Origin of the sequence: Pseudomonas sp. RIT357 (genome assembly GCF_000632245.1) — a bacterium.
Taxonomy (GTDB): Bacteria; Pseudomonadota; Gammaproteobacteria; order Pseudomonadales; family Pseudomonadaceae; genus Aquipseudomonas; species Aquipseudomonas sivasensis.
Window position 1 is genome coordinate 18,993 of the sequence record NZ_JFYX01000018.1, and the last position, 13,123, is coordinate 32,115.

Here is a 13,123-nt window from a genome sequence, read left to right on the forward strand (position 1 = left end):
ACCTTTGTATGCGCAAGCTCATGGTTCTATCACTGTTGCTGCTGACCTTGAGCGCCTGCGCGCTGTTCCCCAACCGCGACCCGGTCAACATCAATGTGGTGGGCATCGAGCCACTGCAAAGCCAGGAACTGGAAGTGCGCTTCGTCGTGAAACTGCGGGTGCAAAACCCCAATGAAACGGCGATCGACTACAACGGCGTGGCCCTGGACCTGGAGGTCAATGGCCGGCCGTTGGCGTCGGGTGTCAGTGATCAGGCCGGAAGCATCCCACGCTTTTCCGAGGCCGTTCTGAGGGTCCCCGTCAGCGTTTCTGCGTTCTCGGTGTTGCGCCAGACCCTGGGCCTGAGCCAGACCCAAAGCTTGAACAATCTGCCGTATGTGCTGCGCGGCAAACTCGCGGGTGGGCTGTTTGGCACGATGCGGTTTGTGGATCGCGGCACCCTGGACCTACCCAATACTGCCACTTGGTAAACCTGGAGTTTCTGCAACATGGATGCGTTGCCTACCCTTTACACCGAACGCCTGATTCTGCGCCCGCTGACGCTGGACGATGCGGATGCCGTCCAACAGCACTTTCCCCACTGGGACGTGGTGCGTTACCTCAACGCCCTCGTGCCCTGGCCCTACCCGGCTGACGGCGCCCTCGCCTATCTGCAAAACGTGGCCTTGCCGGCCATGGCACGGGGCGAGGAATGGCATTGGTCAATCCGCCTCAAAACCGCGCCTGAACAACTGATCGGCAACGTCAGCCTGATGGATGAAGTGGATAACAACCGTGGCTTCTGGCTGGCGCCCGCATGGCAAGGCCAGGGATTGATGACCGAAGCCAGCGCGGCGGTGACCGACTATTGGTTCGGCGTGCTGCAACGCCCCGTGATGCGTGTCCCCAAGGCCGCGCCCAACCTGGGGTCGCGGCGAATTTCCGAGCGTACGGGGATGCGCTTGATCAGGACCGATGAGGGGCAGTTTGTCGAAGGCACCTTCCCACGGGATATCTGGGAGATGACCCGCGAGGAGTGGTTGGAATCCCAATGACCCAAACGCTGAAAATCAACTGTGGGAGGGAGCTGCCCCCGATGTCAGTGGGTCAGTCACACCTGCACCCATTGACACAGCGTCTTCACGAGCACGCCCGTTCCCACATTTAGACCCGGTTCAGTCTGTAACAAAGCGCACGCCCGGCTTGGCCCGCTCATCCACCGTCAGCTCAAACACATCCGGGCGAGCGTAGTGCCCCACCACGTCATAGTCGTACCGCGCCTTCACCAGGTCATCGGTGTTGATCTGCGCCGTCAACAGCCCAGCCCCACCCAGCAACGGCCCCGCGAGGATGTCGCCCATGGGGCCGACAATCACACTGCCGCCAGCAATCAACGGACGGCCTGCTGGCCAGTTGGCAATCTCCAGCCCCAATGCCTCGGGCGAAGCTTGCACCTGGCACGCGCTCACCACAAAACAGCGCCCTTCATGGGCCACATGACGCATGCTCACCTGCCACATTTCGCGCTCATCCACTGTTGGCGCGCACCAGACCTCGACGCCCTTGGCGTACATCGCCGTGCGTAGCAGCGGCATCATGTTTTCCCAGCACACCGCGCCACCGAGACGCCCTACTGCGGAGTCGATCACTGGCAAGGTGGAGCCATCGCCCTTGCCCCAGATCAGCCGTTCGGTGCCGGTGGGCATCAGCTTGCGATGCTTGGCCACCAGACCACCCGAGGGTTCGAAATACAGCACGGTGCAATACAGCGTGCTGCCACTGCGCTCGATCACACCCAGAACCAAGCTGGCGCCGGTGCGCGCCGACAAGCCGGCCAGCGCCTCGGTTTCAGCGCCTGGCACATCAATAGCGTTGGCAAAGTAACGGGCAAACGCCTCGCGCCCCTCGGGCAGGCGGTAGCCCAGTTGTGTGCCGAAGCCTTCGCCTTTGGGATAGCCGCCCAGCAGCGCCTCGGGCATGACCACCAATTGCGCGCCGCTGCGTTTGATCTCGTCCTCGTAGCCCAGGATTTGTTCAAGGGTTGCCGCCTTGCCGTCCGGCAACGAACCGAGTTGCAAAGCTGCCACAGTAGAAACAGGCATTACGATCACTCCGAATTAGGGGGGTTGCCCATTCTCCGGCCAGCCGTGATCATGAATAAAGCCCACCTCAGCACTGAATGATATGAGCCAAATGAATATCGCCCAGGTCGATCTGAACCTGCTGAAGACCTTCGAAGCGCTGCACGACGAATCCAGCGCCAGCCGCGCGGCATTGCGCCTGGGCGTCACGCAATCGGCCATCAGTGCGGGCTTGCGACGCTTGCGCGAGGTGTACGGCGACCCGCTGTTCGTGCGCACCGGCCGAGGCTTGGCGCCGACGTTGCGGGCCAATCAGTTAAAGCCGGTGATCAGCGAGGCGCTGGACCGTTGCCGGCAGAGCCTGGCGATGGTCAACCCGGATAACCCGCATTACCAAGGGCGTTCCGTGGTAGTGGGGTTGTCCGATGATTTCGAGATCGCCTACGGTCGCCGCTTAATGCAGGAGATCGCTCAACGTTTGCCGAAACTGCGCGTGATCTTTCGCCAGACCCACAGCCAGATCGTGGCAGGCGCCCTGCTCGACCGCACGCTCGATCTGGCAATTACCGCCGGCGGGTTTGCGCAGAACCGTTTGAGTCGACAGGTATTAGCGGAAGGAGACTACCTTTGCCTGGTGGACCCCGGCAGTCTTGCGCCGGACCAGAACAGCATCGGCCTGGAAGAGTTCGTCAGCCGAGAGCATGTGCTGGTGTCGTCAGGCGGTTTTATCGGAATTACCGATGAGGGGCTCGCAGCGCTGGGGTTGAGCCGGCAGGTGTGTGCGTCGACCAGCCACTTTGCCGCGCTGCCGTTTTTGCTCAAGGGCAGCCACGCGGTTGCGACCATTCCGGGGCATGCGGCACAGGCGATCGCCGAGATGACAGGCCTGCGCGTACTGCCCTGCCCGCTGGCGCTGCCGCGCTACCCCGTGGAACTCGGCTGGCGGACACAGGCCCAGTTGGACCCTATGTTGCTCAAAGTACGTGAGGCGATTGCCGCCAGCTTTACTTCGCCGCTGCCATCAGCTTGTTGACTTCGCTGCGCACCATATTGGAAAACTCTGGCGGTGACATGCCATCAAGCTCTGCGCGGACCCACTCGGCCCACTTGCCCTTGCGCTTGGCACGCTCACCGAACAACCGCGCCGCTTCGCCCTTGGCCTTGCCCAGATTGGTTTGCCACAGGTCATAGAGGCGGGACTTTTCATCTTCCAGCTCGGCACGTTCGGCGAGGGTCTTGTTGGCGAGATTGAAGCTCATGTTGAATTACCTGCTGCACAAATAGGCGACATCTTACACTGTAGGTCGAAATTTCCTGATTCGGATTTTGGCTGGAACTGCGCTCAAGCAAAAAAACTGCAACTTTTGCCATCGCGTGATACTCCATTGTTCACTGTCACATTCACTCGCAAGGAGTCACACAATGGCCCGCAAAACTGCTGCCCAAGCTGTCGAAGACCAGATCAAGGATCAAGCCTTCAGCGAACTCACCGCGCTGATCGAAGAATCGGACAAACTGCTCAAAAGCAGCGCCGCCCTGGTGGGCGAAGAAGGCGAAACCCTGCGCGAGCAGGTCGCGATCAAACTCAAGCAAGCCCTGGACTCAGTGTCCAACGTGCGCGAGCGTAGCAAGCCGGTGGTGGATGCCACCGAAACCTACATCGGTGGCCACCCGTGGCAAACCGTGGCCATTTCCGCAGGTTTTGGCCTGGTAGTGGGTTTGTTGCTGGGTCGTCGTAACTGATCAAGCAAGCGGCGCAATAGCAACCACACCGCTGATGCTATTGCGCCGTTGCTCTGGCTCTTGATCTGCTTGTGATCTTGATCTTAAGCACCCGACAAACAGTTATCGCTGGCAAGCCAGCGCCTACATGCAAGCTGCGCCAAACCCTTCTCAGTCAGTCACCAGCGCCTGTAATCGCGCCAGATCCTCAGCCTCCAGCTCAATCCCCAGCTCCAACGACTTCGCCCGCGTGCGATGACGTCGATCCCCCGGCAACCTGCGCAACCCTGCCGCATGCATCTGCCGCACCAGTTCCTGGCTGCGCTCGGCAAAGCTTTGCCCAGCGGTTTTGCTTGGGTCGATCACGATCAGCAACTGCCCAGTCCACGGCGTGCGGGCGCCTGGGTGATCTGCCCAATCAAACTCAAAGGAGAAGTTGCCTCCGGTCAACGCCGCCGCCAACAGCTCGACCATCATCGACAACGCCGACCCCTTGTGCCCGCCAAACGGCAGCAACGCGCCGCCTTCGAGCACGGCTTTAGGGTCAGTGGTGGGTTGGCCTAGGCTGTCGACGCCCATGCCCGGCGGCAATCGCTCGCCCTTGCGCGCGGCTATTTGCACGTCGCCATGGGCAATGGCGCTGGTGGCCAGGTCGAAGACAATGGGCGCGCCATCGGCACGCGGTGCGGCGAAGGCGATGGGGTTGGTGCCGAACAACGGGCGGTCGGCGCCATGGGGCACCACGCAGGTCATGCTGTTGACTACGCTCAGCGCCACCAGGCCTTCTTCGGCGAAGGGTTCGACGTCGGGCCACAGCGCCGCAAAGTGATGGGAGTTGTGAATCGCCAGCAACGCAATACCGGCGCTGCGGGCCTTGTCCACCAGCAAGCCACGCGCTGCCGCCAGGGCCGGCTGAGCGAACCCGTTGCCGGCGTCGACCCGCACGAAGCCGGACGCCACGTCGGTGACCACCGGCACCGCCTGGCCATTGACCCAGCCGCTGGCCAGGGTGCTGAGGTAACCAGGGATGCGGAAGATGCCGTGGCTGTGAGCGCCATCGCGCTCGGCGCTGGCGCAGTTGTGCGCAAGGATCGCCGCGACGTCGGGCGAGGTGCCGTGCTTGACGAAGATCGCCTGCAGCAACGCCTTCAGCTCGTTGAAACCCATGAATGCTGTAGCACTGTCGATGATCGGGGACTGGGCAGACATCTGTAGCTCCGATTTTATAATTGGAAGAGACAACAACAATCCAGACCCGTCGATTAAACAACGCCTCCTGTGCTTGCTGTCAACGTCCGCTTGCCGCCGAAGCAGTTATCTACCGCCCCGCCCCTGGCGCAAGCGCCTACCGTGGAGCCTCGTAACTGCCAGTTTGATGGAGCGAGCACCATGGCGACGCTTTCCCCGCCGTACTTTTTCGACGAATTCCTGCTGCCTGCCGGGCGTAAACAGCCAACGCCACGGGAGCGGGCGTTGGGATTTACCGTCAAGGATCTGGAGTGGTTGCATACGCTTTACTACGCCACGGATGCAGCCCGCCAGGATGCGGCCCTGCACACGCACCCCATGCAGGTGGAGCGACTGCTGATCAACCGTCCTGGCAAACCCGCGCTGACCCTGACTGGCGCGTTCCTGATGAGTCCGACACCGGACGACAATAAAGCCGTGCTCTATACCCCCTACGGCGGGCTGGAGCTGTTCGACAGCCGCGCCGTGCTGCTTGCTGCGGTGCACGAGCGCATGCAGTCACCAACGCAGCGAGACGACCTGCTGTGCTTTATATCAATCGCTGAACGTGACGCGCTGCCGGTAGACGCGCCGGTAACAATCACCACCGCCATCATCCAGGGCGCGGTGATGCAGGATCAGGAGGACGCCATTCTGGCCAGCCAGCAGCAGAACGTAGCTGTCCTCCTCAATGAGCTGCGCAAGCTGCCGAGCCTGCACGGGATGCTTGATAGCCTGCTCGGCATCATGGCCCGTTCCTTCTTTCCAAAGTTGAAACAGGCCGACACGCGGGTGGATTTTTTCAGCCGCGCCTCGCAGCAAAAAGACCGTCGTTGGCTGGCTTCACTACCGTTGCGCGATGCACTGCTGCAGTTTTATGCCAAACAAGCCTGGCCCCAGGATCAAACTCATTCGTTCGTCAATATCGGCTACGACAGCAGCGCCTTGACCGCGGACCAACGCGCCCTCGACCAGCAGCGCTGGGACAGTGTGATCGAACAAACCAGCGGCATTCTTTCCTCGTTACTGAAAAGCCTGCTACAGACCTACTGGAACGAAGACGTCAGCGCGGGCCAGTCGCGCCTGACGTTTTGTGCGCGGGTGATGCGCGAAAAATTTCGCGCCGATCTGTTGCTCAAACGCCAAAACGCGATTGTCTCCACCCCAGAGAGCCAGCAACTGCGCGCCGCGTTCCTGCTGGACTCGGCCGCGAGCACAGCGCCCGCGGATGATTTGCGCATAGAAAAGGTGCGTATTCACGCGCCCTATCAACATTACGTCGACCTCGCCAGCACGTTGATGATCAGCAAGGCACACACCTACCTCTACACCCAGTCCCGCGGTCTGCAAGTGCTCAAGGATCTGAACGACCTCAACGACACGCTGCTGGCGATGCTCAAGGCCGCCGGCCATCAGGATGAGCTGCTCAACTTTCTCTCGCTGGATGAACACAGCGTGTATATCGGCATGGATCACGTTCAAGTCAGCGGGCAACCGATGCAGGGCGATGTCTTCCAGGACATGCTCGAAGACATCGTCGCCAAGCAGTTCGACAACCTTGAGCATGCCCTCGGCGTGTACCGCCGCAGCGCCAGCGACATCGACCTCGCCGCGCTGCTCGACCATGCGCTGGACGTGCGCACCCTGCTCGATAGCCGTCTGCTGGTGCAGGACGCCGGCGGGCGCTGGTCGGTTCACCCCGTGTCCAGCGGCAATGGGCACCCCAGCACCGTGCTGGCGGAAACCGCCAAACGTCATCTGCAGCGCCTGCAAGCCGTTGAGACCGCCATGGCTATGGGGCGCAGCAAACATCCGACCTTGGGCGTGCTGGCGGCCCATGCGTTGGACCTGGAGCTGGCGAAAAGACAGCTGGCGCTCGACGCCGACGATGTCTACATCAATACCTATGCCACCCCGGCCCAGGAACGTGAGGAGCGCTTGCCCGTGGCGTCTTCGAGCATGGTCGCGCACTTTATCGCGCGGGTGACCGGTCAGGCCGAAGTACTTACGCCCTCGGCCCTGACCTGGTTCTACGGCCTTCGCAGTGAAGGCGTCGCCCGGCAACTGCACAACCTGAGCGTCGATAGCTTCAATGCCATCATCGAGCAGGTGATGAGCACCTTCGCCCAGCACGAGCTGCGCGAACTGCCGCACCTGCTGCTGGACAACAACCAGGCCCATCTAAGCCACGGCCTGTTGCAGGGGTTGAGCGGCGAGGCCGAGATGAGCCGGTTATACAAAAGTTTGTCGCCGCAGCAACTGGCGCTGCTCGACTGCGTGCTCAACGCCGACAGCCTGCGCAGCCGCGCCAGCCGTCACGGGCTCAACGGCTTCCTGCCGGACGCATACGCCCTGAGTCTTTGCGGTGACGCAGCCGCCCTGCCCCAGCCCCTGGCCAACTGTTTTGTACTGACCGAACGCGGAGGCCTGGACCCCGATCACTCCGGCGCGGCCCTGCTGTGGACCCCGCGCTCTGGGTTTGAGGCGTTTGCATCCATCCAGGCGCTGGGTGAGGTGCTGGGGCAACGCTTGCAAGATCCGCTGGTCTGCTGGCCCTTGCTCGAAAACCTGCCGGTATCCAGGCGCATGCCCCACCAGACCTACCGCTTGGGCCCGCTGCAACGCATTGACGATCATCTGCTGGATAACCGCCAACGCTCCTACAGCGCCTGGCTGCGCGACGAGATTGACCATCTACTGGCAATGAAACCCGGCGTGCAGCGCTTCCAGGACTGCATGGACGCATTGATCCGCCGCGCGCCACCGTCCAACCTGCCCAGGGCGATTGCCATGGCGCACGCGATGATCCACCAGCAGTCACTGCCGGTCTGGCTGGGCATGGCGTCGCCGGATGAACAGATACTGCACGCCGAACTGCTTGAGCAGTACCGCCTCAGCGCGCCGCAGGAGCGTGACTATCTGCACAGCATTACGCCCCTGCGCGAGCAGGTCGTTAACACGTTGACGAGCCTGCTCGATGCTCGCTTTGCCAAACAAGCGCTCAACCCCGATAACATCCTGATTCCCTGCCGTATTGACCTGGACGGCCACACGCAGACCCTCACCGATTTCGCCCTGCGGCACTTGCCGGACCTGCATGCCGAGCGCATCCGGCCAAGCTCGCGCACCGCCACGCCGTTACCGGCGGCGCTGGACGGCGATGCCGTCGTGCAACTGGTGCGCCAACTGGACTTGAAAGGCATCTACCAGCAACGGCTTATCACCCACCTCAAGCAACCAAGCGAAGACGCGCGCGCGCGGCGAACCCTGTTTTGCCGGCAGTTACCCTGGCAACTCCTGCAATACGCCCATGAGCAGATGCTCAATGAGCGACTGTCTGCCAACGCCTGGAGCCTCATCCAGCAAGTGTTTGACATGCCCGATGCAGTGGCGCGTGCCAGCGTGAGTGGCAGCTCGGCCACCGTCCGCCACTTGGAGTTGATCGCCACCGAAGGCGCAGCAAGCGCCAGGGCGCTGGGTTGCTACCTGATAGGTCCGCAGGCCGGCGCGTCCGGGCCGCTGGTGCTGTACGCGCCCTTCAGCCCCCAGCATTTGCTGAAGGAATTCGCCAGCGAAGCGGCGCTGCTCAGTGAGTTCACCAACCCCGGCGCACTGCAGGACTGGATCGTGGGGCAACTGGAGGGGGCGCAGCGCGCCACCTATCGCAACCTGCTGGACAAGGGCTGGCACGTCGGACTGGCAGAAATCACCCTCGGCGCAACGCCCATGGGCGGCAACCTGCTCAAGCAACTGTTTGAGGACAACGTGCAGATGCTGCTGCAGATGCTAGGCGCGCAGTTTGCCCCGTCGGGCAAGACCCATTGGGATGCGATCACTTGCCTGCTCACTCAGGAAATCCCCAACGGCCTCCAGTTCCTGGCCGGCAAACTGGCCTATCCGCTGGTGGTGTGGCGCAGCTATCAACTGTTCAAAGACTCCGCCGAAAACCTGCAGGCGCACCGCTGGAGGCACGCACTGAAAACCTTCGCCCTCGGCGTGGCTGAATTGGCCTCGTTGCGCAAAGCGCTGGACAGGCCCCGGCAGCAGACGCCGCCACCTGCAGAGCAGCCCTCAGTGGAGCGGTGGCTGCAAGCGCCTGCCCCCGCAGCCGCCAACCTGGACGAGTTGGCAATAACCGCGCCCGAACGCACACAGTTGCGCGGTTTTGAACACCACGATGACGCCCTCGGCGACTTGTCATTCAGCTCAGCCAACCAGGTGTATCGGGATGACACCACCTCGCGCAATTTCCTGCCGCTGGCGGGAAAAGTCTATCCGGTAAAACGCGCCGGCGAACGCTGGCGCCTGAGCAAGGGCGATCGGCTGGGCCCCTATGTACAGCGCAACGCCCACGGCCATTGGACGCTGGACCTCGACCGCCATCACCCACGCTACGGCAAAACCTTGAGCCGCTACGCCGGCAAAATGAGCACACGCGTGGCCGAACGGAACGCCATCAACATTGAAGCCGTGGGCATGCGCGAGATCGCCGCGCTATCCAGTTGGAAGGCCCAGTGCATTGATGAAGCGCTGAATGTGGCGACTTACTATGCGGTGACCTGCAAGCGCAACTTGCTGCACTTCGCCACGCTTCGTGAACCGAGCAGCCGCCTGGGGCGTTTTTTCAGTGAATTTTTCGGCGTTGTCTCGCTGGCGCCCGAACAAGTGCGAAGGGTCGAGCGGCGCATTGACGAGGTGCTTGATGAGCTGATCAATCACACCCTGATCGGGCCCGACTCGATGCGGTTTGTCAGCGGCACCCATCGGTACAGCCCCCACGATTCCTTTGCCTTCGTCGTGCCCGACGATGCCGACCACAAGATCTACCTGCTGGACCGCTTCTTCGACCCGCCCATGGACATCTATCAGAACCGTCTGACCACGCCGTTCAACATCTGCGCCCATGCGCGCGCCACGGTGCTGATACACGAGATCACCCACATCAAATCCCTGACCGAAGACCTGGCTTACTTGGACAGCATGCGGCCCTTCCCGGACCTCATCAACGTTGCCATCAACGGCGCCACGCTGATGAAAACCGACCTGGATAACCTGCGGGATAACGCACTGTCGATCTCCACACCTGCCAGCATGCTGTTCAGAACCTGGGATGCGTTTTCCCAGCAATGGGAGGATTTCGGCAGCCGCCGCTTGACCGCGCCGTTGCGCGATAAAGTCCTGAGCACCACCGGCGCCCGCACACTGGAGGAGGCGCGATCGGTGTTCATGAGCAACAGCGACAAGCGTATCGACACGGTTCTGGCCAACGCCGACTCGGTGACCTGCATGATCAGCGAGCTGGGGCGCAGTCTGGATGCGGGAGCCTGAGGAGGCTCCCGGCGGGGTAGATCAGTCTTTCTGGTCGCGCAGGATATTGCCCGAAGCGCCGTCGATACGTGCTTCATAAACGGTGCCGTCGGACTTGCGCCCTTTGACTTCCCAATAACCGTTGTCGTCGGCTTCAGCGGCGTAGACCTCGACATAGCCTGCCTTGGTCTTGGCCACTTCAATGGCCTTCTCGATGGTGATCCAGCCCGCACCCGGTTTATCGGCCAGCGCGGCGCCGGCGCTGAGCAGCGCAGTGGTTGCACACAGGGCGACTAAGGTTTTCTTCAGCATTTTCGTTCTCCATTGTAGGAATGTCCTGAATTTTTTAGGCGCCTCCAAACGAGAATAAGTTCCAATTGATGTGCAATCGCCATGATGGATGTTCTCGCGATGCACCCTGGGGGTTAGAATGTGGGAAATCAGGATGAGTTAATGAGCGAAAAGTCCCTTTCAGAAGCCGAATATGACGCCATCACCGACGCCGCTGCGCATTGGTGCATGCGTATGCATGCAAGTGATTGCACCCCCGGTGAACGTCAGGCTTTTGCCCAATGGCACGATTGCGACCCGCTGCACGCCTTCGAATACGCCGCGATGCTGGAAATCTGGGACGTTGCCGACCATCTGCCCCGCCACGAACCCACCGCCTTGGTGGTGCCGTTCAAACCGCGCAGTCGGCTACGTACCTACGCCGCCGCGGCAGCCATATGCCTGGCAGCCTTACCGGTGGCGGCCTTTACCGGTTGGGAAGCGGGCTGGCTGCCCAATGCCTACGAGCGCTTTGAAGCCGCCGATGGTTTGCGCCAGGTGACGTTGGGGGATGGCACTCAAGTGGAGCTGAACCTCGGCACTGAACTGGTCTACAGCAACTACAAGGACCAACGTCGGGTCACGCTGAAAAAGGGCGAAGCGTTTTTCAAAGTCAGCCACGACCGTGAGCATCCGTTCGTCGTGCGTGCCGGCGAAGGCCAGGTGCAGGTGACGGGCACGCAATTCAATGTGTGGAAATATGGCGATCAGGTGCGGGTCATGCTGCTTGAAGGCACAGTCCAGATTTCCAGCGACCGGATCCACGGCAGCGTGCCGCTTACCCCCGGGATGCAGGCCAGCTATCAACTGGGCGACGCCACACCGCGTGTCGCCACGATCAGCCCCAACGACAGCGCGCTGGCCTGGCGCCAGGGCAAGCTGATCCTCGACAACCTGGCCCTGGTCGACGCGTTGCCGCTGATCAACCGCTACCTGAACAAACCGGTGATGCTCGCAGATGCCAGCACCGGGGCGATTCGCATTGGCGGGATCTACAACATCAATGAAGTCAACAACCTCATCCCCTCCCTGCCCAAGGTGCTGCCGGTCTACCTGACCCAGAACCAGGATGGCAACCCCGTGCTCAACTCCATTCCGCGTCAATCCCCCAAAGGCTGAGCCTGATCCACATCCCCGGGCCTCTTTGCGCCCGCAGTGTCCATTTTTGAAACACACGGCGCCTCTGAAGCGCCCGTGCTGTGCGGATTCATCGATTTGTCATGGGCGGTGTTACAGCGGTGATACAACAGGGTGAATCGTTTGTGGTACGGCCGCGTGCGCGTGCCGTGACCGCAGGTGTATCAGCCATGAAACAGCACTGACATCACTTTGCCCTCGATTTACTCCAACCTATTGAAAAAAAACACTAAATAAAAATCGGCACGGCTTCTGCTCTATCCCTTACAGCGCTGTTTAGGGTCAGCGCGAAGAATAGGGAATGCCGCCGTGATCACACTCACTCAAGGTCCGATGAACGTACTGCTGATCAGCTGTGTACTCAGCGTCGGCATCAGTGTTCCAAGCTTTGCAGGCGATGGCGTGATCGTGACAGGGCGCAACGTACAGGCTCACATGTACGGTCGCGCCGCCTTCGGTAAAGACCCCTACCCCACCACCGCCAACGCCAATCCCAGCCGCGACATCATCGGTGCAACCGGCGAGCTCAGTGATATGGATATCGGCGGCATCAGCAGCGGCTCCAGCATCGTCGGCGCGATTCCGACGAACAACACCTTGACCGGCCTGCATGCCACGCAAAACAGCATGTCCACCCTGGGGGCCGGCTCTGCCGCCGGCCACGGTGCGGGCAGCAGCATGGGTGGACAGATCAGCGACTCGATCCAGCGCGGCATGGCGCCGCTGAACAACATCGGCAGCATGATGGGGGGCAAGTAATGAACCGCTCCCTGCTCGTTCTCGCCCTGCTGGCCGCCGCTCCTGTCTTCGCCGACAACACCGCGGTGATCAACAACAGCGGCCAACAATACGAAGGTGTCGTGTCGATCAACCAGGCGGCCGGCAACCAGCAACAAATGTCCAACAGCCGTGCCATTGCGCTCGGTGGCCAGGCCACCAACGTCAACATCCAGCGCCAGAACGGCAGCGTCGACCCGTCCCTGAACGCCAAAGCGGCGATTCATGGCACCTCTTTTACCAACGGCAACGGTGTGCTGGGTATCAACCAGTCGGCCGGGGCCAATAACCAATCAGTCAATGCCGTGCGGATCAGCATCAACCCTGGCCCGCAAAGCATTGATGACAGCGTCCTGTTGCAACAGAACTCGACGCAGTTGACCGACTCAGGGCTCACCCCCACCACTGGCAGCCGCCAGGTCGCTACCAGCGACCAGGCCTTCACAGGCAGCCGAGGAGTGATTCAGGTGAACCAGAGTGCCGGGGTGGGGAACCGAGTGGCTAACACCCTAGGCATCACTATCAAGTAAACGCTTGGTAGTACTCGTTAGACCGTACCAACA

General features: G+C 61.3%; 12 protein-coding genes. 8 read left to right on the plus strand and 4 right to left on the minus strand.

Features of this window, described 5'->3' with window-relative positions:
• The first annotated feature begins 8 nt into the window (after nt 1-8).
• Both BW43_RS13885 and BW43_RS13880 read left to right on the plus strand, forming a co-directional pair.
• Complete coding sequence (locus BW43_RS13885; protein WP_032887033.1) at nt 9-470, plus strand: LEA type 2 family protein; 462 nt, start codon at nt 9-11, stop codon at nt 468-470.
• Between the two features lie 18 nt (nt 471-488).
• A complete protein-coding gene (locus tag BW43_RS13880; RefSeq protein ID WP_032887035.1) occupies nt 489-1,034 on the plus strand; it encodes a GNAT family N-acetyltransferase in 546 nt (181 codons plus the stop codon).
• A 120-nt stretch (nt 1,035-1,154) separates the two neighbouring features.
• On the opposite strand, the gene BW43_RS13875 is transcribed toward BW43_RS13880, so the two are convergent.
• Nucleotides 1,155-2,081 (minus strand): carbon-nitrogen hydrolase family protein, encoded by a 927-nt coding sequence (locus tag BW43_RS13875; RefSeq protein ID WP_032887037.1) that lies wholly within the window; start codon nt 2,079-2,081, stop codon nt 1,155-1,157.
• 91 nt (nt 2,082-2,172) lie between these two features.
• On the opposite strand from BW43_RS13875, the gene BW43_RS13870 reads away from it, so the two are divergent.
• Nucleotides 2,173-3,093, plus strand: coding sequence for a LysR family transcriptional regulator (locus tag BW43_RS13870; protein WP_032887038.1), 921 nt, complete (start codon nt 2,173-2,175; stop codon nt 3,091-3,093).
• On the opposite strand, the gene BW43_RS13865 is transcribed toward BW43_RS13870, so the two are convergent.
• On the minus strand, nt 3,065-3,319 hold the full coding sequence (locus BW43_RS13865; protein ID WP_003190904.1) for a hypothetical protein: 255 nt from the start codon (nt 3,317-3,319) through the stop codon (nt 3,065-3,067). The genes BW43_RS13870 and BW43_RS13865 overlap by 29 nt on opposite strands.
• A gap of 163 nt (nt 3,320-3,482) precedes the next feature.
• Between BW43_RS13865 and BW43_RS13860 the strand changes: the two genes are divergently transcribed.
• Nucleotides 3,483-3,803: a YqjD family protein gene (locus BW43_RS13860; RefSeq protein WP_032887039.1), complete on the plus strand. Its 321-nt coding sequence runs from the start codon at nt 3,483-3,485 to the stop codon at nt 3,801-3,803.
• Between the two features lie 150 nt (nt 3,804-3,953).
• Here the strand turns inward: BW43_RS13860 and BW43_RS13855 are convergent, their stop codons facing one another.
• Nucleotides 3,954-4,991 carry an Ldh family oxidoreductase gene (locus BW43_RS13855; protein ID WP_032887040.1) on the minus strand — a complete coding sequence of 346 codons (1,038 nt, stop codon included), beginning with the start codon at nt 4,989-4,991 and terminating at the stop codon, nt 3,954-3,956.
• A gap of 180 nt (nt 4,992-5,171) precedes the next feature.
• Between BW43_RS13855 and BW43_RS13850 the strand changes: the two genes are divergently transcribed.
• Entirely contained in the window at nt 5,172-10,337 is a 5,166-nt protein-coding gene (locus BW43_RS13850; protein ID WP_032887041.1) for a dermonecrotic toxin domain-containing protein, read from the plus strand.
• A gap of 21 nt (nt 10,338-10,358) precedes the next feature.
• On the opposite strand, the gene BW43_RS13845 is transcribed toward BW43_RS13850, so the two are convergent.
• Nucleotides 10,359-10,628, minus strand: coding sequence for a PepSY domain-containing protein (locus tag BW43_RS13845; RefSeq protein ID WP_016979404.1), 270 nt, complete (start codon nt 10,626-10,628; stop codon nt 10,359-10,361).
• Between the two features lie 141 nt (nt 10,629-10,769).
• Here BW43_RS13845 and BW43_RS13840 point away from each other — a divergent pair, with 141 nt between their 5' ends.
• From BW43_RS13840 to BW43_RS13830, 3 genes are all read left to right on the plus strand, one after another.
• Nucleotides 10,770-11,765 carry a FecR family protein gene (locus tag BW43_RS13840; RefSeq protein ID WP_032887043.1) on the plus strand — a complete coding sequence of 332 codons (996 nt, stop codon included), beginning with the start codon at nt 10,770-10,772 and terminating at the stop codon, nt 11,763-11,765.
• 327 nt (nt 11,766-12,092) lie between these two features.
• Nucleotides 12,093-12,542 (plus strand): hypothetical protein, encoded by a 450-nt coding sequence (locus tag BW43_RS13835; protein WP_032887045.1) that lies wholly within the window; start codon nt 12,093-12,095, stop codon nt 12,540-12,542.
• The gene (locus tag BW43_RS13830; RefSeq protein WP_032887046.1) at nt 12,542-13,090 is read left to right on the plus strand and encodes a hypothetical protein; all 549 of its coding nucleotides are present in this window, start codon (nt 12,542-12,544) and stop codon (nt 13,088-13,090) included. The genes BW43_RS13835 and BW43_RS13830 overlap by 1 nt, the downstream gene beginning before the upstream one ends.
• Nucleotides 13,091-13,123 lie beyond the last annotated feature (33 nt).

Bases quoted from the DNA above. Each gene is read 5' to 3' on its own strand.
- BW43_RS13885 (WP_032887033.1), top strand. From the start codon at position 9: ATGCGCAAGCTCATGGTTCTATCACTGTTGCTGCTGACCTTGAGCGCC.
- BW43_RS13880 (WP_032887035.1), top strand. From the start codon at position 489: ATGGATGCGTTGCCTACCCTTTACACCGAACGCCTGATTCTGCGCCCG.
- BW43_RS13875 (WP_032887037.1), bottom strand. From the start codon at position 2,081: ATGCCTGTTTCTACTGTGGCAGCTTTGCAACTCGGTTCGTTGCCGGAC.
- BW43_RS13870 (WP_032887038.1), top strand. From the start codon at position 2,173: ATGAATATCGCCCAGGTCGATCTGAACCTGCTGAAGACCTTCGAAGCG.
- BW43_RS13865 (WP_003190904.1), bottom strand. From the start codon at position 3,319: ATGAGCTTCAATCTCGCCAACAAGACCCTCGCCGAACGTGCCGAGCTG.
- BW43_RS13860 (WP_032887039.1), top strand. From the start codon at position 3,483: ATGGCCCGCAAAACTGCTGCCCAAGCTGTCGAAGACCAGATCAAGGAT.
- BW43_RS13855 (WP_032887040.1), bottom strand. From the start codon at position 4,991: ATGTCTGCCCAGTCCCCGATCATCGACAGTGCTACAGCATTCATGGGT.
- BW43_RS13850 (WP_032887041.1), top strand. From the start codon at position 5,172: ATGGCGACGCTTTCCCCGCCGTACTTTTTCGACGAATTCCTGCTGCCT.
- BW43_RS13845 (WP_016979404.1), bottom strand. From the start codon at position 10,628: ATGCTGAAGAAAACCTTAGTCGCCCTGTGTGCAACCACTGCGCTGCTC.
- BW43_RS13840 (WP_032887043.1), top strand. From the start codon at position 10,770: ATGAGCGAAAAGTCCCTTTCAGAAGCCGAATATGACGCCATCACCGAC.
- BW43_RS13830 (WP_032887046.1), top strand. From the start codon at position 12,542: ATGAACCGCTCCCTGCTCGTTCTCGCCCTGCTGGCCGCCGCTCCTGTC.